21 protein-coding genes and 1 pseudogene are annotated in these 20316 nt (G+C 72.6%); 10 read left to right on the forward strand and 12 right to left on the reverse strand.

Going from position 1 to position 20316, the window contains the following annotated elements; all coding sequences use genetic code 11:
- The first annotated feature begins 15 nt into the window (after positions 1-15).
- Positions 16-984 carry an aldo/keto reductase gene (locus tag Actob_RS25945; protein ID WP_284914425.1) on the forward strand — a complete coding sequence of 323 codons (969 nt, stop codon included), beginning with the start codon at positions 16-18 and terminating at the stop codon, positions 982-984.
- 426 nt (positions 985-1410) lie between these two features.
- Here the strand turns inward: Actob_RS25945 and Actob_RS25950 are convergent, their stop codons facing one another.
- A complete protein-coding gene (locus tag Actob_RS25950; protein WP_284914426.1) occupies positions 1411-2031 on the reverse strand; it encodes a hypothetical protein in 621 nt (206 codons plus the stop codon).
- Positions 2032-2220: 189 nt separating this feature from the next.
- Here Actob_RS25950 and Actob_RS25955 point away from each other — a divergent pair, with 189 nt between their 5' ends.
- Positions 2221-2694: an SRPBCC family protein gene (locus tag Actob_RS25955; protein ID WP_284914427.1), complete on the forward strand. Its 474-nt coding sequence runs from the start codon at positions 2221-2223 to the stop codon at positions 2692-2694.
- Here Actob_RS25955 and Actob_RS25960 read toward each other — a convergent pair.
- Both Actob_RS25960 and Actob_RS25965 read right to left on the reverse strand, forming a co-directional pair.
- Positions 2691-3353: a hypothetical protein gene (locus Actob_RS25960; RefSeq protein WP_284914428.1), complete on the reverse strand. Its 663-nt coding sequence runs from the start codon at positions 3351-3353 to the stop codon at positions 2691-2693. The two genes, Actob_RS25955 and Actob_RS25960, sit on opposite strands and share 4 nt — an antisense overlap.
- Positions 3354-4064: 711 nt before the next feature.
- On the reverse strand, positions 4065-4988 hold the full coding sequence (locus Actob_RS25965; RefSeq protein ID WP_284914429.1) for an RDD family protein: 924 nt from the start codon (positions 4986-4988) through the stop codon (positions 4065-4067).
- A gap of 83 nt (positions 4989-5071) precedes the next feature.
- Between Actob_RS25965 and Actob_RS25970 the strand changes: the two genes are divergently transcribed.
- On the forward strand, positions 5072-6058 hold the full coding sequence (locus Actob_RS25970; RefSeq protein WP_284914430.1) for a stage II sporulation protein M: 987 nt from the start codon (positions 5072-5074) through the stop codon (positions 6056-6058).
- A 50-nt stretch (positions 6059-6108) separates the two neighbouring features.
- Here Actob_RS25970 and Actob_RS25975 read toward each other — a convergent pair whose 3' ends face one another.
- The 6 genes from Actob_RS25975 to Actob_RS26000 form a co-directional block, all read right to left on the reverse strand.
- Positions 6109-7425, reverse strand: a complete 1317-nt coding sequence (locus Actob_RS25975; RefSeq protein ID WP_284914431.1) for a DUF58 domain-containing protein — start codon at positions 7423-7425, stop codon at positions 6109-6111.
- Positions 7422-8384 (reverse strand): AAA family ATPase, encoded by a 963-nt coding sequence (locus Actob_RS25980; RefSeq protein WP_284914432.1) that lies wholly within the window; start codon positions 8382-8384, stop codon positions 7422-7424. Before Actob_RS25980 ends, Actob_RS25975 begins: the two co-directional genes overlap by 4 nt.
- On the reverse strand, positions 8381-9685 hold the full coding sequence (locus Actob_RS25985; protein ID WP_284914433.1) for a DUF4350 domain-containing protein: 1305 nt from the start codon (positions 9683-9685) through the stop codon (positions 8381-8383). The genes Actob_RS25980 and Actob_RS25985 overlap by 4 nt, the downstream gene beginning before the upstream one ends.
- The gene (locus Actob_RS25990) at positions 9682-10347 is read right to left on the reverse strand and encodes a DUF4129 domain-containing protein (RefSeq protein ID WP_284914434.1); all 666 of its coding nucleotides are present in this window, start codon (positions 10345-10347) and stop codon (positions 9682-9684) included. Before Actob_RS25990 ends, Actob_RS25985 begins: the two co-directional genes overlap by 4 nt.
- The gene (locus Actob_RS25995) at positions 10344-11201 is read right to left on the reverse strand and encodes a hypothetical protein (protein WP_284914435.1); all 858 of its coding nucleotides are present in this window, start codon (positions 11199-11201) and stop codon (positions 10344-10346) included. Before Actob_RS25995 ends, Actob_RS25990 begins: the two co-directional genes overlap by 4 nt.
- Before the next feature lie 122 nt (positions 11202-11323).
- On the reverse strand, positions 11324-12589 hold the full coding sequence (locus Actob_RS26000; protein WP_284914436.1) for a hypothetical protein: 1266 nt from the start codon (positions 12587-12589) through the stop codon (positions 11324-11326).
- A gap of 133 nt (positions 12590-12722) precedes the next feature.
- On the opposite strand from Actob_RS26000, the gene Actob_RS26005 reads away from it, so the two are divergent.
- The 5 genes from Actob_RS26005 to Actob_RS26025 all read left to right on the forward strand — a co-directional run bounded on the left by Actob_RS26005 (position 12723) and on the right by Actob_RS26025 (position 15928).
- Positions 12723-13859 carry a sensor histidine kinase gene (locus Actob_RS26005; RefSeq protein WP_284914437.1) on the forward strand — a complete coding sequence of 379 codons (1137 nt, stop codon included), beginning with the start codon at positions 12723-12725 and terminating at the stop codon, positions 13857-13859.
- Positions 13856-14512: a response regulator gene (locus Actob_RS26010; protein WP_284914438.1), complete on the forward strand. Its 657-nt coding sequence runs from the start codon at positions 13856-13858 to the stop codon at positions 14510-14512. Before Actob_RS26005 ends, Actob_RS26010 begins: the two co-directional genes overlap by 4 nt.
- 9 nt (positions 14513-14521) lie before the next feature.
- On the forward strand, positions 14522-14839 hold the full coding sequence (locus Actob_RS26015) for a hypothetical protein (RefSeq protein WP_284914439.1): 318 nt from the start codon (positions 14522-14524) through the stop codon (positions 14837-14839).
- A 379-nt stretch (positions 14840-15218) separates the two neighbouring features.
- Positions 15219-15398, forward strand: coding sequence for a hypothetical protein (locus Actob_RS26020; protein ID WP_284914440.1), 180 nt, complete (start codon positions 15219-15221; stop codon positions 15396-15398).
- Complete coding sequence (locus tag Actob_RS26025) at positions 15395-15928, forward strand: flavoprotein (protein WP_284914441.1); 534 nt, start codon at positions 15395-15397, stop codon at positions 15926-15928. Before Actob_RS26020 ends, Actob_RS26025 begins: the two co-directional genes overlap by 4 nt.
- A 138-nt stretch (positions 15929-16066) precedes the next feature.
- On the opposite strand, the pseudogene Actob_RS26030 reads toward Actob_RS26025, so the two are convergent.
- Positions 16067-16544, reverse strand: a pseudogene (locus Actob_RS26030) (NF041680 family putative transposase); the annotation flags it as partial.
- 163 nt (positions 16545-16707) lie between these two features.
- On the opposite strand from Actob_RS26030, the gene Actob_RS26035 reads away from it, so the two are divergent.
- A complete protein-coding gene (locus Actob_RS26035; protein ID WP_284914442.1) occupies positions 16708-17346 on the forward strand; it encodes a hypothetical protein in 639 nt (212 codons plus the stop codon).
- A 499-nt stretch (positions 17347-17845) separates the two neighbouring features.
- Positions 17846-18610 (forward strand): HAD-IIA family hydrolase, encoded by a 765-nt coding sequence (locus Actob_RS26040; protein ID WP_284914443.1) that lies wholly within the window; start codon positions 17846-17848, stop codon positions 18608-18610.
- On the opposite strand, the gene Actob_RS26045 is transcribed toward Actob_RS26040, so the two are convergent.
- Positions 18595-19251 (reverse strand): response regulator transcription factor, encoded by a 657-nt coding sequence (locus Actob_RS26045; RefSeq protein WP_284914444.1) that lies wholly within the window; start codon positions 19249-19251, stop codon positions 18595-18597. The two genes, Actob_RS26040 and Actob_RS26045, sit on opposite strands and share 16 nt — an antisense overlap.
- Positions 19248-20282 carry a sensor histidine kinase gene (locus Actob_RS26050; protein WP_284914445.1) on the reverse strand — a complete coding sequence of 345 codons (1035 nt, stop codon included), beginning with the start codon at positions 20280-20282 and terminating at the stop codon, positions 19248-19250. The genes Actob_RS26045 and Actob_RS26050 overlap by 4 nt, the downstream gene beginning before the upstream one ends.
- Between the last annotated feature and the right edge of the window lie 34 nt (positions 20283-20316).

Genomic DNA, 20316 nt, shown 5'->3' on the forward strand with positions numbered 1-20316 from the left:
CTACCGTCCCGGGCCATGGAGTACACCCGTCTCGGCCGGACCGGCCTGACCGTCAGCCGGCTCTGTCTCGGCACCATGAACTTCGGCTGGCAGATCGACGAGGAGGCCGCCCACGAGGTGCTCGACCACGCGTTCGGCGCCGGGATCACGTTCGTCGACACCGCCAACATGTACGGCAGGGAGGACGGCGACGGCCTCAGCGAACGGATCATCGGCAGCTGGCTGGCGAAGACCGGCAACCGGGATCGGACGGTGCTGGCCACCAAGGTCTATGCGCCGATGTCCGACGACCCCAACGACCGCGGCCTGTCCGCCCGCCACCTCATCGCCTCCTGCGAGGCGTCGCTGCGCCGGCTCGGCACCGACTGGATCGACCTGTTCCAGATGCACCACATCGACCGCGGCACGCCGTGGGAGGAGATCTGGCAGGCGATGGAGACCCTCACCAGCCAGGGCAAGATCCGGTACGTCGGCTCGTCGAACTTCGCCGGCTGGCACCTGGCCCGCGCGCAGGCCGCCGCCGATCGGCGCAACTTCCTCGGGATCGTCTCGGAGCAGTGCAAGTACAACCTGCTGACCCGGCATGCCGAGCTGGAGGTGCTGCCGGCCGCCGCGGAGCTGGGCATCGGGGTCCTGCCGTACTCGCCGCTGCACTTCGGGGCCCTCTCCGGCGCGCTGCGCAAACAGCGGGAGGGGGTGCCGGGCCGCAGCGTGCTGCACGCGGCGGACCGTGTCGAGCCGCATCGGGCCGCGATCCGGCGGTTCGAGGAGTTGTGCGCGGAGCTGGGACGGGAACCGGCGGCGGTGGCGATCGGCTGGCTGCTGTCCCGGCCGGAGGTGACCGCACCGGTCCTCGGGCCGCGCACGCCGGCGCAGCTGGACGTCCCGGTGGCGCCGCTGGCGGCGGACGTGCTGGCTCGGTTGGACGAGATCTTCCCGCCGGTGGGGAAGGGTGGGCCCGCCCCGGAGGCGTGGGCTTGGTAGGCGGACGGCTGCACTGATCGGGGGATCGTCGCCCGCCTCGCCGAGCTCCGCCGGGCTGGTGCTCACGGCCCTGTCCCGGGCTGGGAAGGAACCGTGAGCACCAGCCGCACAGCCTGGCTGGCCGTGACGGTGCCATCGCGGGCCCGGAAGCAACCATCAGCACCAGCCCACACAACCCAGCTGGCCGTGACGGTGCCATCCCAGGCCCGGAAGCAACCATCAGCACCAGCCCACACAACCCAGCTGGCCGTGACGGTGCCATCCCAGGCCCGGAAGCAACCATCAGCACCAGCCGCACAACCCGGCTGGCCGTGACGGTGCCATCCCAGGCCCGGAAGCAACCATCAGCACCAGCCGCACAACCCGGCTGGGCGTGACGGTGCCATCCCGGGCGGGGAAGGGGCCGTGGGCGCCAGCCGGGGCCTGTCAGGTGTATTGGGCGGCTGGGCGGCGGGACGGCTCCGCCTCGGTGCTGCCCTCGGGACGCCGGAGCGTGCGCCCGTCGGCCGGCGCCACGACTCCGCTGGTCCAGAGCGCGGGCGAGGCCGGTGCCGGGGGTGCGCTGCCGATCGGCGTCACGACCGCAGGTGCCACGACCGCGGGCGCCACCACTGCGGGCGTCACGACCGCAGGCACCACCACTGCGGGCGTCACGACCGCAGGCACCACCACTGCGGGCACCACGACCGCAGGTGCCACGACCGCAGGTGCCACGACCGCAGGTGCCACGACCGCAGGTGCCACGACGGCGGGTGCCACGACCGCGAGGGCCGAGACCTCGCGTACCGGTGAAACGAGCGGGGCATCGGCGGCGGCGCGTGCCGACCACGTGACGTGCTCACCCTCGACCCCCGCCGACGACCCGCCGTTCTGGTGACGGTGCCCGGACGCCAGCGTGGACCGGGCGGCTGCCGTGCGTACGCCAAGGGTCTCCGAAGCGACAGTGACCCGCGCATCGGTCACGGCCTGGGCCGGCGCCGCCGCCAGGCCGCTCATCGCGAGTCCGGTGGCGGCGGCGACAAGTACGGACAGGGAACGCTGGCGCATCGGGCCCTCCTGGGAACGAACCGGTGAGGAACCCACGATCGCCACGCCACCTGTGTCCCCGCTGTGCCATCCGGAGCGATCCGTTGTGAACCGACGGGGAGCCGCCGGGGCTGCTCAGTGTCCGAATCCGCCCATGCCAGTTCATCATCCTTCGAGGAATGGCGAGCAACGGCGAGGAGAGGGTGGGCCATGGATCTGGTCACGGGTGCCGAGGTGTCGATCGCGCGGGTGGTGGCGGTGCCGCGCGAGCGGATGTGGGAGCTGATCACCGCGGTCGGGCGGATCGGCGAGTGGAGTCCGGAGACGGTCCGGATCGACGGGCCGGCGGCGCTGGTGCCGGGTGCCCGGTTCGTCGGGCACAACCGCTATCCGGACGGCTTCGTGAGCACGGTGACCTGCGAGATCACGGTGGTGGAGCGGCCGGCGACGTTCGCCTACGCGGCGCTGGACGACGACGGGCTGGCGGCCTCGCTGTGGCGGTACGAGCTCACCGACGGCGAGCAGCCGGGGACGACGCTGCTGCACCAGACGTTCCGGCACGGGCCCGGCAACACCGGCATGCGGGTCGGGGCCGAGGCGGACGAGCGGGCACTGGACCGGCGACTGACCGGGCTGTGCGGCAACATGCTGGCCACCATCGCGGCGATGACCGCGATGGGTTAGGGCGCGGCCAGGGCCGCCGTCACCAGACGGAGGTCGTCGTCCGGGAGGCCACCCCTCTTGCGTACGGCGTACTCGCCGTCGCAGACCAGAACGTCACCGTCCGGGCTCCACCGAGCGGGGTTGTCGAGGATCTGCCGGGCCGCCTCGCTCGCCGCCGCCGAAGCGCCGCCGCCGACCGCGAGGAACGCCGCGGCGACCCGCTCGGCGGCCTCCGGCGGGGCGTCCGCGTCACCGAACGCCGGCAGCGCCAGCAGCAGCCGCTCCGGCGTCGTGCCGATCCTGTCGAACTCCGCCCAGGACAGCCCCGGCCCGTAGCCGTGCCCCTCCCGGGCGGCGACCGAGATGGCCCGCCCGGGGGTCAGCACCACGTAGTCGTCGCCGCCCTCGAAGTCGTGCCCGTGCCAGATGACCTGCACGAACCGGTCACTGATCGGGATCACCGGCCAGCGCTCGGCGGCCCGCAGCTCGTCGTCCAGGGCAGCGATGTCGTCGTCCTCGCCGCCGAACAGCTCGGCGATCAGCTCCGACTCGGCGCACCCGTCGAACATCGCGAGCCAGAAGACCCGCCGCCGCACCAGGTCGGTGCCGTCGGTCAGGATCGTCGCGGGGACACCGTCGTATCGCCGGACGTAGTCGGCGGCCTGCTCGTCAGTCAACATCAACCGAAGCCTACGGCCTGCCACACACCCCGGTCGGCAACACATCGCGCGCACCCGGTTTCCGTTCCGGTCCGCGGTCCGCAAACCCCCTTTTCCGGTACGAAGCGGCCCGGTCCCCAAACGCAACAGCCGCGCTCCGCGTCCTCACAACGCGGACTCCGAGCTGTGGTCCGGACCGCCCCGCGCGCCCCGGCCCCGGCCCCGGCCACACCCGCCCCAGACCGTGCCGCGCGTCCCGACCCGCGACCCGGACCGCAAGGCCGCGCCCGCCCCAGACCATGCCGCTACCCACTGTCGCCGACTGACCCGCCACGATCTGTCGTCGGCCGACCGCGACGATCTGTCGCCGACCGGCCCGCCTCGGTCTGTCGTCGGCCAGCCCGCCAGGGTCGGAGCGCGCGCCTCGGACCGCGGCACAAACGGCCTCGCGTGCCGGACCGGGCCGGGGCCGTGGCGCGCGTGGCGGCCCGGACCACAGCTCGGAGTCCGCGTCGCGAGGACACGGGGCATGGCTGTTGCTTTCGGCGACCGGACGCTTCGTACCGAAAAGGGGTTTCCGGCAATGCGATCCGGCCTGTCAGCGGACAGCGGGACGAGGCGGGGTCGGCCCGTCAGCGGGAAGCGAGGCGGATGCGGGAAGCCCGGATGCGGGAAGCCCGGATGCGGGAAGCCTGAACACAGGAAGCCTGGACGCGGAACTCCTGGAGATCGTTAGCGGGCGGGTGAGGCTGGGCGGACCGGTACGCCCGGGAACGGGCTCCGGCCGGACCGGCCGAAGCCCGGCAGGACCCGCTCGGTGACCAGGCGTCCGGCGGCCAGTTGGGCGGCCGAGCGGCGGCGGCGTTCGGCCAGCACCGCGCAGAGGAACAGCCACGGCGGGGTGTTCGGCGGCGGGGGCGGGGTGACCCGGGTGCCGAGTTCGTGCGCGAGCATCCGCAGCAGGCTGCTGTTGTAGGGCTCGCTCAGTTCGGGAGCGCGGGACAGGTACTGCCGGACCTGGGCGGCGAGCTCGTCGTCGACAGCGGACAGGTCGGCGGTCGCCGCCCATCCGGCGAGGGCGGCCGGCATGCCCGGGACGAACCGGAACGGCACCGGGCGGCGCTCGTGCACGACCAGGGTGCCGGCCGCCAGGTCGCCGAGGCGGCGGCCCTTGTCCGAGGCGATCATGGTGATCAGGCTGCCGGCCCAGGTGAGGAACGGCAGGAGCAGGCCGGGCCACTCGACGGTGAGGCCGATCAGCGCACGGGTGAACGCGTGGCGTACCCGGATCGGGCCGCCGTCCTCGCGGATCACCCGCAGCCCCATCGCCATCTTGCCCACGCTGCGCCCGTTGGTCTTGGTCTCGACGAAGGTCGGGAACGCCAGCAGCACCACCACGATCACCATCGTCATGACGGCACCGACCAGCGCGTCGTCGACCAGGCTGTCCGGCAGCACGGCCAGCACCACGCCGGCCACCAGCGACACCATGCCGGAGACCATGCCCAGCATCAGGATGTCGATCCCCAGCGCGATCGCCCGGGAGCCGAGCCGGGCCGGCCGCAGGTCGAGGGCGACGGCCTCGGCGGTGACCAGGCCGGTGCCGGCCGGCGACACGTCCGCGGTGGGCGGCACGGCGGGGAAGTCGGCGTTCACGCGGACAGTCAACACCACCGGGGCCAGGCCGGGAACACCGCGTCCACTACGCTGCCGTCAACGAGAACGGCGGGGGCGGCAGCATGATGGATCTCGACGCTTATGTCACCGAGCGCGGCGGCGAATGGCACCGCCTCGAGGTGCTGTCGACCCGGCGTGACCTGACCGCGGCCGAGGCCGACGAGCTGGTCGTGCTCTACCAGCGGGCGGCCACCCACCTGTCCGTGCTGCGCACCCGCAACCCGGATCCGATCGTGCTGGCCGAGCTGTCCCGCCTGGTGCTGGCCGGCCGCGCCGCGGTCACCGGCAGCGGCGGCCGGGTCTTCTGGCGGCCGGTCGCCGAGTTCTTCGTCTACCGTTTCCCCGGCGCGCTCTACCGGACCCGCCGCTGGTGGGGCACTGTCGCCGTGCTGCTGGTCACCGCCTGCGCCGCACTGGTCTGGTACCTGGCCGCCAACCCGGACGTGCTGGCCCTGTTCGCCAGCGACGCGGAGGTGGACAAGGTCGTCGACCAGGACTTCGTCGGCTACTACAGCGAGTATCACGCGCAGAACTTCGCCCTGCGGGTGTGGACGAACAACGCCCTGCTCACCGCGCAGTGCCTGGCCGCCGGGGTGCTGATCCTGCCGGTGTTCTACCTGCTCGCGTCGAACCTGCTGAACACCGGCGTGGTCGGCGGGATGATGGTCAGCCAGGACGCCGGCGACACCTTCCTGACCTATCTGGCCCCGCACGGCCTGCTGGAGATCACCTGCCTGTTCGTCGGTGCCGGGGTGGGCCTGCGGCTGGGCTGGTCGTGGATCGCGCCGGGCCCGCTGCGCACCCGGCGGGAGTCGCTGGTCGCCTGGGCGCGGGAGGGCATGGTGGTCGCTGTCGGCCTGGTGCCGACCCTGGCGGTGGCCGGCACCCTGGAGGCGTTCGTGACCCCGTCGGGGCTCCCGGCGGCCGCCCGGATCGGCATCGGCGCCGTGGTCTGGCTGGGATTCCTGGGGTACGCCCTGGTGTGGGGCCGCCTCGCCAACGAGCACCGGCCGGCCGGCCCGGACACCGCCGACCTGCCGACCGCCTAGCCCGTGTTTCGGAGTCCGGCCGCAGCCCCGGTCGGACTCCGAAACACGGGCTAGAGTCGCCCGCTCGCCTTCAACAGCAGGTAGACGTCGGCGACCTGGCTGGCGAACGAGTCCGCGTCGGCGTCCACCACCGTCGCGCCGGAGCGGGCCAGCACGTCCCGGACCCGGTCCCGCTCGTGCAGCACCCGCTCGGCGGCCGCGGCGGTGTGCACGTCGGTGGCGGTCACCGTCTCCCCCAGCAGGGCGAGCCGGGCGACCGCCGGGTCCCGGACACCGGCCACGATCACCTTGTGCCGGGCGGCGAGCCGCGGCAGCACCGGCAGCAGCCCCTCGATCATCGGCGCGGTGTCCAGCGCCGTGAAGATCACCACGAGGGAGCGTTTCCGGTCACGGCGCAGCAGTTCCCGGGCGAGCAGGGCGAAGTCGGTCTCGGCCAGCGCCGGTTCCAGCGACGCCATCGCGTCGATCAGCCGGGGCAGCTGGGTGCGGTGCCCACCGCCCTCCACCCGGGTGCGCACCGCGCTGTCCAGGGCGATCAGGTCGACCCGGTCGTCGGCGCGGGCGGCCAGCACGGACAGCAGCAGCGCCGCGTCGATCGAGGCGTCCAGCCGGGGTGCGTCGCCGATCCGGACCGCCGAGGTACGACCGGTGTCCAGCACGCAGATGACCCGGCGGTCGCGTTCCGGCCGCCAGGTGCGCACCACCACGTCGTGGTGCCGGGCGCTGGCCCGCCAGTCGATGGAGCGGACGTCGTCGCCGATCACGTACTCCCGGAGCACGTCGAACTCGGTGCCGTGGCCGCGGCCCCGGGTGACCACTGTCCCGTCCAGCACCCGGATCCGGGCGAGTTTCTCCGGCAGGATCCGCCGGGACGGGAAGCGCGGCAGCACCCGCAGCGTCCACGGTGGCGTGACCCGCTCGTTCCATGCCCGTCGCCGCTGCCGGTAGGCGAAGCCGAGCGGCCCGTACGACCGCAGCGTCACCCGCACCGCCGGCCGGTCACCGTGCCGCGTCGGGGTGAGCGTGGTGGTGACCACGTGCGACGCCCCCGCTGCCAGCTCGACGTCGTGGGCGAGCGGCCCGGCCCCGGCCGACGGCACCCAGCTGTCCCGCAGGCGCAGCCGGATCGACCGGCTGCCGTCGTTCGTCACGGTCAGCGTGGTGGCGGCCGCGTTGCCGAGCCACACCGTCCGGTCACCGTCGCGGCGCAGCCGCACCCCGGTCAGCGAGCCTGCCACGCCCAGGTCGATCAGGGCGAGCCCGATCGCCAGGGCCAGCACCCCGCCGACGGCCAGCCACGGCGCCGGCAGCAACGCGGGCAGCGGCAGGCCGGCCGCCAGCAGGAGCGCGAAACGCCTGGTGATCATCGCGGGGACGGCACCGCGGCGAGCACCGCGGCCAGCACCGACTCGACGGTGACGCCGTCCAGCTCGGCGTCGGCGCGCAGCCGGACCCGGTGGCGCAGGGTCGGCAGCGTGTAGCCCTTGACGTCGTCCGGCACCACGTAGTCGCGCCCGTTCAGCCAGGCGTGTGCCTTCGCGGTGGCCAGCAGCGCTGTCGCGCCGCGCGGGGAGGCGCCCAGCTCCAGGGCCGGCGCCACCCGGGTGGCCCGGCACAGGTCCACGATGTACGCCAGCACCGGGTCGGCCACCTGCACCCGCTGCACCGCGGCCCGCCCGGCGGCCAGGTCGGCGGCGCCGGCCACCGGGGTGACCCCGGCGGCCTTGAGGTCGCGCGGGTCGAAGCCGTGGTGGTGGGCGCGCAGCACGCTCAGCTCGGCGTCCCGTTCGGGCAGCGGGACGACCAGCTTGAGCAGGAACCGGTCCAGCTGGGCCTCGGGCAGCGGGTACGTGCCCTCGTACTCGATCGGGTTCTGGGTGGCGGCGACCAGGAACGGCTGCGGCAGCGGACGCGGGGTGCCGTCCACGCTGACCTGCCGCTCCTCCATCGCCTCCAGCAGCGCCGCCTGGGTCTTCGGCGGCGTCCGGTTGATCTCGTCGGCGAGCAGCAGGTTGGTGAAGACCGGGCCGGCCCGGAAGTTGAACGCCGCGGTCCGCGAGTCGTAGACCAGCGAGCCGGTGACGTCGCCGGGCATCAGGTCGGGGGTGAACTGGACCCGCTTGGTGTCCAGGTCGAGCGCGGTGGCCAGGGTCCGGATCAGCAGGGTCTTGGCGACGCCGGGCACGCCCTCGAGCAGTACGTGGCCACCGCAGAGCAGCGCCACCAGGACACCGCCGACAACCGCGTCCTGGCCGACGACGGCCTTGCCGACCTCGGCGCGCAGCCGGCCCAGGGCGAGGCGGGCTTCTTGGGCATCGGGGGTCACGGCTGGTCTCCTTCAAATCCGGTGATCTCGCGTACCAGGTCCTGCACGGCGATCGCGGCGGCGATCAGCTCGTCGTCATCGTCCGGGTGCAGGCCGGCGAGGATCTCGCGCACGTCGTCCGTCTGCAGCCCGGCGTGCTCGGCGATGTCCGTGATGGTCGCCTCCGGCGGCAGCCCGAGATGCTCGGTGATCCGGCGCCGGGCGGCGGCGCGCAGCACGTCGAGCGACGCGTCGCGGGCCCGGGCCCGCTGGTAGAGGCGGGCGTGGCCGAGCATCGTCTCGTTGGCCGGGACCCGGGACGGCAGCGGCTCGGCGACCGGCGTGCCCAGCCGGCGGGCGGCGGCGATCGCGAAGGCGAGCAGCACCAGCGCGAGCAGCACGAGGGTCGCCCAGAACGCCGGCGGGAACGCCTCGGCCAGCGGGTTCGGCTTCTGCTGCCCGGCCTCGGTGGGCTGCTCGTCCGGGTCGTCGTAATAGTCGTCCGGGTCGAACGTCGCGGTGCGGCTCGCGCTCTCGGACGGCGTCGGCACCTCGGTCGTCCGGCGCGGCGGCGGGCTGAACGTCGGCGGCACCTCGCGCTGGTGCGCGTCCAGCCAGACCACCCGGGCGGACTGCGAGAGCAGGCCGACGGCGAGGGCGTTGTTGCCGTGCTCGGCGATCCGGTCGTTACGGAACGGGTCGGCGGCACCGACCAGGGTGACCAGGACGCCGTGGCTGCTGACGGTGACCAGCGAGTCGTCGTAGCAGTTCGACGCGAGTCGCGGGGCGAACCACACGTGGCGCACGGCGGCCGGGCCGGCCCGGCCGGCGAGCGGATCGGCGCAGCCCGGATCGGTGACCGCCGTGGTCCACCGGCTGCCGGCGACCGCCACCGGCCAGCTGCTCGACCTGAGCGCCTGGCCGGTCGGGGCCACCACGACCACCCGGGTGCCGGTCGGCATGGCGCCGGAGCCGCTGAGCCGGCGCAGGTCGACCAGTCCGGGCGTGCTGACGAAGAGCGTGGCGGGCTGGTCGTCGCTCCACAGTTTCCGCAGCGCGTCGGTGGTGGTGGTGACGCGCTGGACGGTCACGCCGCCGTCGCGCAGCCGGCCGGCGAGCACGGCGGAGCCGATCCCGGCGTCGCTGACCGGGGACAGGAACGTGGCGTCGTCCGGATCCGGCTGCTCGACGGCGTGCACGATCACGGTGCCGGTGAGCAGGACGAGCAGTGCCAGGAACGGAATGGCGAGACGCAGCCAGCGCCGGTCCCGCGGCGGTTTCGCGACGGCCTCCGGGCGTACGTCGCTCGCGGTGGCGGTCATCGGTGCCCTCCCGGCGGTGTCGTGAGGGCGGCCCGCACCTCGGCGGTGAGGGCCCGCATCCGCTCGTCGTGGTCACGGCGCGCGTCGCGGCGGCCGTACCAGATCTCCGAGAAGATCTCCGTGGCGCCGCCGAGCGGCGTCCCGACCACCGGCCGGTTGGTGGCGGCCGTCGCGGCGAGCTCGGCCGCCGTGGTGCCGGGCTGCGGCGTGACCACGCCGGCCCGGGTCAGCTCGGCGACGGTGTCGCGCAGCCGTTCCCGGATCGCCTCGGCATAGCGCCCCTCGGCGGCCAGCCGGTCGGCCAGCGACAGGCCACCGGCCGGCGTCGGCGCCGGCGTCTCGGTCTCCTGCTCGTCGGCCGGCTCGGTGACCACCGGGGCCGGTTTCGCCTTGGCCTTCGGCTTCTTCTCCCCGCGGCGCTGGCGCCACTTCGGCAGTCGCCATTTCGGCAGGCGCAGGCGCGGCAGTCGCCACCGGGGCCACCGCAGGCGCAGCCGGATCCGCGGCCGGCGCAGGCGCGGCATCCGCCGCGGGATCCAGCGGGGGAAGAAATACCAGAGGAGCGCGATCAGGCCGGTGACCGCGATGAGGATCACCAGCACGACCGGGATCGGCACCCTGTCGAACACCCGCCCGAGGAACTCGTCGTAGGACCTGGTCATCGTGCGACCACCAGCAACGCCGCCTCGTCCTCGCCGCGCGACCGGCTGCGGTTCAGCGCGATGTCCAGGCCCTCGGTCCGGATCCGGGCCTCGATCAGCAGCACCGCGTCCAGGCAGGCCAGTGCCGCGTAGGCCACCGTGTTGGCCAGGGCCCAGGCGAACGTGACAGCCCAGCCCAGCCAGGACGGCCGGGAGAACCCGAGGATCAGCCCGGCCACCGCCATCCAGCCCACTCCCAGCGCGAACCGGATGCCCAGCCAGACCAGGAAGCCGAGGATCCGGATCCGGGCGACCCGCATGCCGCGCACGGACAGCCGGACGGAGCGGATCAGCGCCATGACCGGGTTACCCACCCGGTCCATCGTGAGGATCACCGTGGCCAGGCCGAACAGCCCGTAGAGCAGGACAAAACCGATCAAGCCGGCGTACGCCGCGGGCCAGGCGACCGCCGTCAGCAGCACGGCGATCACCAGCGCCCGCCCCGGGCGGCTGCGCCGCAGCACCTGCCGGTGCGACATCGCGCGGCCGAGCAGCGCCGGACCGGCGGCCGCACCCGCGAACGCCCCGAGCAGCGCGATGATGCCGGCCTCCAGGGCCAGGCTGGTCGCGATGCTCGGCCACCACACCCCGGAGCCGGACTCCGTCCAGTTGTAGATCGCCGGAAGATGCTCCCGGGAGCCCACGATGGTCAGCGCCCACTGCTCGCCGGCGGCCAGCACCGCGGCAGCGACCAGCAGCGGCAGCGCCCGCTGCCGCAACAAAGCGACCGCGCCGTCCAGCGACTCCCCCACGGTCGTCGCCCGCAACGGCAGGATCGCCGGTATCCGGCGCGGTCCCGCCGCCTCTCCCCGCATGGCGGGCAGATTAGCCGACCGGTACGACAGACCGCCGCCCGGAGTGAGCAAACCTGTCCATGCCCGGTGCGGCACCGTTCCCGCCGGTGCTGCCCACCCCCCGGAGGGCAGCACCGGCCGTCTCAACCGGCGACCGGGACCGGAACGGCCGGGGCGCGTCCGGGCTCGCGGGCCATCAGGGCGAAGCCGGCGAGCAGCAGCAGCGGGCCGGTCACCCCGATCGGGCCGAGGCCCAGGCCGAGGAAGGCCGCCACGCCGGCGACCACCAGCGCCGCCTGCCACCAGCGGGCGACCCGGCTGACCGCCGCTCCCACCGCCACCGTGACCAGGCCGAGCAGGCTCAGCACCAGGCTCGGCAGCGCCCAGCCGAACGTGAACGACGGGTAGCCGCCGACGGTGTCGGTGACCCGCTTCGCGATGTCCGCGCCGTAGGCCTGGTGCGCGGCCAGGTCGGCGCTGTCGCCCAGCATCAGGCCGCTGAAGTTGATCAGGGCGAGCACGGTGACGCCCGCCGCGAACCGGGTGAAGCGGTTGGCGCGGGCGGCGAGGAACAGCACCGCCGGCACGAACAGCACCCAGCCCAGGTGCAGCAGCAGCGCGCTGACCTGAGTCAACGTCGGGTGGCCGGCGAAATCGCCGCCGGCGTCCGGGACGGTGGCCATGCCGGCCGCGAAGGCGAGCGGGGCGGCGTACACGCAAGTCCTGCCGACCGCGCGCCGGAAGGCGCCGAACGAATCCGGCCCGGCAGCGGCCCGCGGTCGCACGAGGCGCCAGGCCGCCACGCCATAGGCGCCGATCAGCACTGCCGGACCGAGCAGATTGACCGGTACGGGAGAGATCGCGAACGCCAGATACAGCGCGGTCCCGGCCAGCGCGGCCCCGGCGGTCCACCAGTCGATCACCCGTCCCCGGGCGGCCGCGATCGGCGTCAGCACCAGCGCCAGCCCCCAGCCGAGCAGGCCCACCCACTGCCAGCCGGCGGTCGTGACGGTCAGCGCCGCCAGCTTCGGGTCGAAGAGGGCCACCTGGGCGTCCGGCAAGTTCTGCTCCAGCGCGAGCAGCACGAAGTCGTTGGCCATCAGCGCGGCGAACGTGGTCAGCCCGAGAATCGTCGCGACCCAGGCGATCCCGGCGAGCACCGCGCCCCGCTGCCGGACCGGGGCGAGCAGCCCCAGGAAGCCCGGTACGAACAGCACCCACGCCCAGTGCAGCAGAAGCGAGTGCCACTGCACCGCGTCCGGGTGCTGCCGGTAGATCCCGTAACCCTGGTCCTCGCCGAGCGCCGGGTCCACCCCGGTCGCCACGGTCAAGGCGATCGGCGCGGCCACCAGGCACACCGCCGCGGCTTTCCGCCACATGATCGTCATCCCCCTCGTCGTCATGGACATCGGCGGCTGACGTTACGAAGCGGCGGGCGCGGCGTCGTCCGTACCGGCGCCGATCCGGCCTCCGCCGCGCGGCGGACCTGACGTCATCCCGCGGGTGGGTCCGGGCGGACGGCCCGGCCCGTACGGTCGACGCGTGACTGATCGACTGGCCCGGATCCGCCGGAGTGACGTGGCGCTGGCCGCCGGTTTCGCGGCGTTCGCGCTGACCGAGGAACTGCTGATCCGGATGCCCGGCGACTGGTGGCCGTTCGCGCTGGCCGCGGCGGCCCTGCTGATCCTGTTCCGGCGGCAGTTCCCGCTGCTGGTGATGGTGCCGAACGCGATCAGCGTGCTGAACATGTTCTACGTCCCGGCGACCGTCGGCGGGGAGCGGACCGTCAACTTCCGGCTCTGGGAGCTGGTCTCGATGATGATCGCCACCTACACGGTCGGCCGGTGGGTGCCGCCGCCCGGCCGGTCCCGGCGCGGCATCCTCGGTCTCGGACTGGTCCTCGCCACGGCGGTGCTCTACCTGTGGAACAACGACGAGGACCCGATGGCCGGCGTCCTCTTCCCGCTCGCGCCCTACGCACTGGGCGTGGTGGTCGCGGCGCAGTCCCGGCGGCTGGCCGACACCGCGGCGGCCTGGGCCGAGCTGCGCGAGCGGCAGGCCCGCGAGGCGGTCATGGAGGAGCGCGTCCGGATCGCCCGCGAGCTGCACGACATGGTCGCGCACAGCGTGACGGTGATGGTGGTGCAGGCCGGGGTGGTCCGGCGGCGGATGGAGGCCGGGCTGCCCGTCGACCCGGAGCTGCTGCGCGGCGTCGAGTCGGCCGGCCGGGAGGCGGTGGTGGAGCTGCGCCGGACACTCGGGTTGCTGCGCGGCGAGGGTGACGCGCTGGCGCCGGTCGGGCTGGATAACCTGGACGAGCTGATCGGGCAGTTCAGGGAGGCCGGGCTGGCGGTGACCGTCCGCCGGGCCGGGCAGGCGGTGCCGCTGCTGCCCGCGGTGGACCTGTCGGCCTATCGGATCGTCCAGGAGGCGTTGACGAACGTGCTCAAGCACGCCCCGGCGGCCGCCGCCGAGCTGACCGTCGACTATCGGGCGGACGGGCTGCGCCTGACCGTCACCAATCCCGGGCCGGTGGTCGCGGCGCCTCCCGGGGGCACCGGGCACGGGCTGATCGGCATGCGCGAGCGGGCCATGCTGTTCGGCGGCGAGCTCAGCGCCGAGCCCCGCCCGGACGGCGGCTTCGCGGTGCACGCCACGCTGCCGGTGCTCGCCCGATGACGATCAGCGTGGTCATCGCCGACGACCAGCGGATGCTGCGGGCCGGCCTGCGCATGGTGATCGAGACCGAGCCCGACCTGAACGTCGTCGGCGAGGCCAGCGACGGCGCCGAAGCGGTGGCGGTGGCCCGCCGCCTGCGCCCCGACGTGGTGCTGATGGACATCGCGATGCCGCGCCAGGACGGCCTCACCGCCACCCGGACCCTGCTGGCCCAGCCGGACCCGCCGCGGATCATCGTGCTGACCACCTTCGACACCGACGAGAACCTGCACCGGGCGCTGCGGGCCGGTGCGAGCGGCTTCCTGCTCAAGGTCTCCTCGCCGGAGCACCTGATCACCGCGATCCGGGTGGTGGCGGCCGGTGAGGCACTTCTCGACCCGGCGGTCACCACGCGGGTCATCTCGGCCTTCGCGGACCGGCCCGGCCCGACACCGCCACCGGAGCTGGGCGAGCTGACGCCGCGGGAGGTCGACGTGTTGCGGCTGATGGCCCGGGGGATGTCCAACGGGGAGATCGCCGCCGCGCTCACGGTCGGGGAGGCCACGGTGAAAACGCACGTCGCCCGGGTGCTGATGAAGCTCGGGTTGCGGGACCGGGTGCAGGCGGTCGTCTACGCGTACGAGTCCGGGTTGATCCGTGCGGGCCGGTCGTAACCCGTGCCGATGTCACGACTCTTCCACGTCAGCTCGGTCCTCAATCGCGACTCCATCCGCCGGCACGGTCTGGACTGGACCCGGATGGGCGCGGCCCGGAATATCGCCGGCAGCCGGGCGCCGGAGGTCGAGGGCTGTTTCCTTTGCGACGAGGCCACCACGACGTTCTTCATCCGGATCAACAACACCGGTGGGCCGGTCGACGTGTGGGCGGTCGACGGGGTCGGCGAGGAGCAGCTGGTCACGTCGCCGGAGGGCTTCGAGTACTACCCGGGCCGGATTCCCGCCCAGCAGGTCACCCTGCACCGGCCGGACGTCCCGGCGTGATCCGACAGTCCGGCTTGTCGACGTGACGAAGGCACAGGTTGTGATCAGGGAACCGGTGTATCGCCGACGGGCTCCGGCTACCGGACACCGCTCGCATGAGGCTCGGTCTAGCGCCGCGCAGCACCTCGGCCCGGGATTGTTCCGACTCCGACGCGACGGGCGCGGTCAACGCGCCGCGTAGCGTGGAGAGAGATCCGCGGCCGGAGGAGGACAGCGCCGTGCGACGTCGCGAGTTCGTCGGCCTCACCGGGGCCGCCCTCTTCGGCGCCATCCTGGCGGAGACCGAGCCGACCCCTACGCCCGCCGCATCGACCTCGACGCCCTGCCGATCAACGAACGCAAGGCGGTCCTCCTGCTCGACGTCACCCGCGCGTTCCTCATGTGGGGCAAGCACGAACAGGCCCTCCACACCATGCGGGCCGCCGGCCGGATCGCCCCCGAAGAAATCACTGGCTGCCCGCGGATCCACAAACTCGTCGGCGACCTGGTCGCCACCGCACCGATCACGGTCCGCCGCGAGGCTCGCGAGTTCGCCGGCGCCTACGGGATCGCCGCATGAGCACCGATAGCAAGGTCCTCTACATCATCGTCTGCGCCGCCGGCCCCGCCGGCGAAGTCGGCCAGTTGGTCAAGCTCGCTCACGACGACGGCTGGACCGTCCACATCATCGCCACGCCCGCGGCGCTCGGATTCATCGACGTACCGACTCTCGAGAAGCAGACCGGCCATCCCGTGCGTAGTCAATATCGAGCGCCCGGCGAGCCGCGGTCGCCGCGGGCAGACGCTATCATCGTCGCGCCGGCCACCTATAACACGATAAACAAGTTCGCCCAGGGCATCGCCGACACCTACGCCCTGGGAGTACTGGCGGAGGCACCCGGCCTGAATATTCCCGTCGTGATGCTGCCCTTCGTCAATAGCGCCTTGGCAGGACGAGCAGCATTTCGCCGAAATGTCGAGCAACTTCGCTCCGAGAAAATTCGCGTGCTCTTCGGCCCCGGGGAGTTCGAGCCGCACTCCCCCGGATCGGGGGACGGCCACCTGGACACCTATCCCTGGCATCTCGCCTTGCGAAACGTCTGGGATTGACGCCATAGCATCACACCCCTTCGACACCGCGGGTAAGCGTAGATCCCAAGTCTGGGATAATCGATGGCCGACAGCTGGGACTGGACCTTCCCTTACGAGTGGGTCCCAACGTTGAAAAACGTCCTCTAATCTTGTGCTTCAACCCGTCCGGCGAGGCTTGATGTCCTTATTGTGGTGGGCCGGCCGCTGATGTGCCTGGCCGGTGACCAGTATGAGTCCCCCGCAGTAGCCGGTCGCGGCGTGCCGGTTACGGGAGCCGGGCGGCCGTCCGGGACCGGGCCGGCTCGGTTAGATGCACGCGCTGGTGAGCCGCTGGTCGCGCGCAGGTTCGGAAACCCCCGCCGCACCCGGGCCGAGGCCAGCCGCTTCGGCGCCATCGGGCGTTCCCAGGGCCGGCGTAAGTCCTGGGCGAGGGACCCCGGGCCAGGCGCAGCTGAGTATGTGCGGCCAGCACCAGCCAGGTCCAGCGGTCGGCGGCGGCCGGCTCGCGGACTTGTGGTGCGGTCCGGCCGAGGGTCTGTTCGAGCAGGCGGAAGGTGTGCTCGATGTCGAAGCGGCGCAGGAACGCCTGCCAGCACCGGTCGACATCAGCATCGGTGGCGTCAACCTTGGACCACCCGCCAGCACATCGATCGCTTCCGCCTGTCCGTCACGAACGCACCACCGACGATCGATTAGAGCGGATGCGGCCTTACGGACCGACGTGCACTCGCGCCGGTCGCACGCCGGCGAATTGACGCCGGAGCAGCGAGCTTCCCGGATGTGCTCTACTGCCCGATGTGAGAAGACGGGTAAGCCTGGTCCTGAGCGTCGCGTTGCTGCTGGCCGGGGCTGGTGGAGTGGCGAGCTGGCGGTGGTGGCACCACCGTGCGCCGTATGGGCCCGAGGCGCTCGACGCTCAGGCGACGCTTCAACTCGTCGACCAGGCGACCGCCGACGCCGCCCTGCGGCCCAGCAATGCCGAACAGGCCGATGCCGGAGACCAGATCTTCCTCGGACGGGTTACATGGAGTCGGCCGTCTGACCCCCAGAAGGGCGGCTCTCTTCGCATCATTGTGCTCGACAAACGTAGTCACCTGCCGCCCGGCTTCATCGCGGCGACCTCCGCTTTGCCCGACGCCGTCAGTACCGGCTCGGATGGAGCCTTGGACCTCGCCGAGCAGCGCTACGCCTGGTTACGAGGTGCTGGTACGCGGGAAGTCAATGAGCAGTCGTGGAGTTCCGGTAGTGCCATCTACGTGGACTCGGTAGACGCGTCCCCCGTAACCTTCCAGTTCGTTCTCCGCTCGGCGCGACCGGGAACACCGCCTGAGCAGATGGTGGCGACGGGGCCCGCTGAGGTCGAGGACTTATTGGTGGCCCTGATCAGCGTGGGGCCTGACGGGCAAGTCTACTGGGCACAGCGACTGCTGAACTGACGCAAGTCATCCAAGCCGCCGCTACGGCAAGCTCCTGGAAACAACCAATTGCTTCAGTGGGTTGAATGGCAAGCCAATCGGCTGAACAACTTCAAGGAACAAGCTGGACTTGGAGTTCAACCTGGCCGCACGAGCACTTCGAGATAATCAACCAGGATGGTGGCTCGATGTACGGCGGTTACGTGTGCGCTCGCGTAAGCAAGATCCTGCGCAATAACGATGAGCTATCAAGGGATGAAGTACTCCACATTGGGCAGACGTTCGGGCCGTACGTTTCCCACTCAGGCAGACCGGCGGCCTACTTGCCTTAGGTCTCGAGGCCGTATCAATTCGTCGCCGGAAATCTTCCAGCGCGAGGCGAACCCTTGCACCAGCCGCAACGAGACCGCCCATGCGAATAGGCTGTCATGGATCGAGGTGCCGGGCGAGCGCGGCACGGGCCGGCCGCGCTCGGCCTGCTGGCGGCGGATGCCCGCGGCAGGACCGGTACGCTGCGCCGATGAACTCGCTGGTGATCCTGCTCGATCTGGACGGGACGCTGGTGGAGCGCGGCCGTCCGGTCCCCGGCGCCGCCCACGCGATCATGGAGCTGCGCCGGGCCGGCCACACCGTGCGCGTCTTCACCAACACCGACTCGCGGGGCGAGGCCGCCCTGGTCAAGCAGATCCGCCGGATGGGCATCCCGGTGGCGCTCGGCGAGGTCTTCACCCCGGTCGTCGCCGCGCTGCGGGTGCTGACCCTGGCCAGCCGGGTGCTGGTCCTCGCCGACCGGGCCGTGCGCGACGAGTTCCCGGCACAGTCGGACAACAGCAGGCCCACCCACGTCATCGTCGGCGACTGCCGGCAGACGCTGAGCTACCCGGTGCTGGACGCCGCGTTCCGGGCGGTTCGCGACGGTGCCGAGCTGCTGGCCCTGCAGGGCGGGCGCTACTTCCGCGCCGCCGACGGTGACCACCTGGACACCGGCGCGATCGTCGCCGCCATCGAGTACGCCACCGGCAGCAAGGCCCGCCTGCTCGGCAAACCCAGCCCGGACTTCCTGCGCCTGGCGGCCGGTGACGTCCCCGCCGACCGGCTCTGGGTGGTCGGCGACGACCGCACCACCGACATCCTGATGGCCCATCGGGGCGGCGCCACCTCCGTCCAGGTCCGCACCGGCAAGTACCTGGACCAGCAGGCCGCCGAGGGCCTGGCCGAACCCACCCACGTGATCGACTCGATCGCCGGCCTGCCCGCGCTGGTCGAGGCTCAGGCGATCCGGTAACCGACTCCGGGCAGCGTCACGATCGCCACCGGCTCACCGAGTTTGCGCCGCAGCCGCCCGACGGTCACCGTCACGGTGTTCGTGAACGGGTCGGCGTTCTCGTCCCACACCTGCTCCAGCAGATCCTCGCTGCTCAGATAGCCCGGCGCCGCCCGCATCAGCGCTTCGAGAACCGCGAACTCCTTCACCGACAGCGGCAGCCCGACCCCGGATCGCGACGCCGTCCGCCGGATCGGGTCAAGTTCAAGATCATTGACACTCAGCGTACGAGGATGAGCGGCCGGCCGCCGTCGCGCCAGTGATCGCACCCGCAACACCAGCTCGGGAAAGTGGAACGGCTTGGCCAGGTAGTCGTCGGCGCCCAGGGTCAGCCCGCGCACCCGGTCGTCGGCGGACCCGGCAGCGGTCAGCATCAGCACCATCGCCCGCGGCGCCCGGCCGGTGATCATCTCGCAGAGGGTGTCGCCGCTCAGCCCCGGCAGGTCCCGGTCGAGCACCACCACGTCGTACGTGTTGACGTCCAGTTTCGCCGCGGCGGCCAGCCCGTCGAGCGCCACGTCGACGGCCATCCCCTGATCGCGCAGCCCCTCCGCGACCACCTCGGCGAGCGCCACCGCGTCCTCCACCACCAGGATCCTCACGGCAGCCGGATCTCCACCCGCAGCCCGCCCTCCGGCCGCGCCCGCAGGCCGAGCGACCCGCCGTGCGCGGACGCCACCGCCGAGGCGATCGCCAGGCCCAGCCCGGTGCCGCCGCCGGTCCGGTCCGCGCCGAGCCGCCGGAACGGCCGGCCGAGCGTCGCCACCTGCCCCGGGTCGAGAACCGGCCCGTCGTTCTCCACCACCAGCTCCCCGGGGGCCAGGGTCACCCGCATCCACCCGCCGGGCTCGTTGTGCCGCCGCGCGTTGTCCACCACGTTCGACACCATCCGGGCCAGCAGCACCGGGTTGCCGACGGTGCGGAAGTCGGTGCCCTCCACCGGCACCCCGGCCGGGATCAGCGACCGCACCGCCACCGGGGTACGCCCGTCGAGCGCCCCGTGCTGTGCCCTGGCCAGCACCAGCAGCCCCTCCAGCAGCCGTTCCAGCTGGTCCAGCTCGTTTCGCACCCGCCCGGCCAGCCGTACCACCTCGACCGGCGGCGCCGGCTTGGCCTCCGCCACGTCGATCGCCGCCCGTACCGTCGCCAGCGGTGTCCGCAGCTCGTGCGACGCGTCGGCGACGAACCGCCGCTGCGCCGCGAACGCCTCCTCCAGCCGGCCGAGCAACTCGTCGATGGTGTCGGCGAGCGCCTTCACCTCGTCGGCCGGCCCGGTGACGGCGAGCCGCGAGTGCAGGTTGTCGGCGGTGATCCGCCTGGTCGCCGCGGTGATCCGGCGCAGCGGGCGCAGCACCCGCCCGGCCGCGGCCCGGCCCAGCGCCAGCGACACCAGCAGCATGACGGCCAGGGCGACGAGCGCGCCGACCGCGAGCTGGCGGCTCTGCGCCGCCGAGGCGGAGGCCAGCTCCTCCTGCAGCCGGGCGATCTGCTCGGCCGGCGGGACACCGGTGCCCTGCGGCGCCACATGCGTGGTCCGGCTGATGCTGAACGCCGCGGTGATCGCGAGCAGCCCGGCCCCGGAGATCAGGAACAGCACGCCGTACAGAAGGGTGAAACGCAGCCGGACGCCCATCCGCCCAGCATGCCCCGCCCGGCATAACAGCGGG

This window comes from Actinoplanes oblitus (assembly GCF_030252345.1).
Classification (GTDB): Bacteria; Actinomycetota; Actinomycetes; order Mycobacteriales; family Micromonosporaceae; genus Actinoplanes; species Actinoplanes oblitus.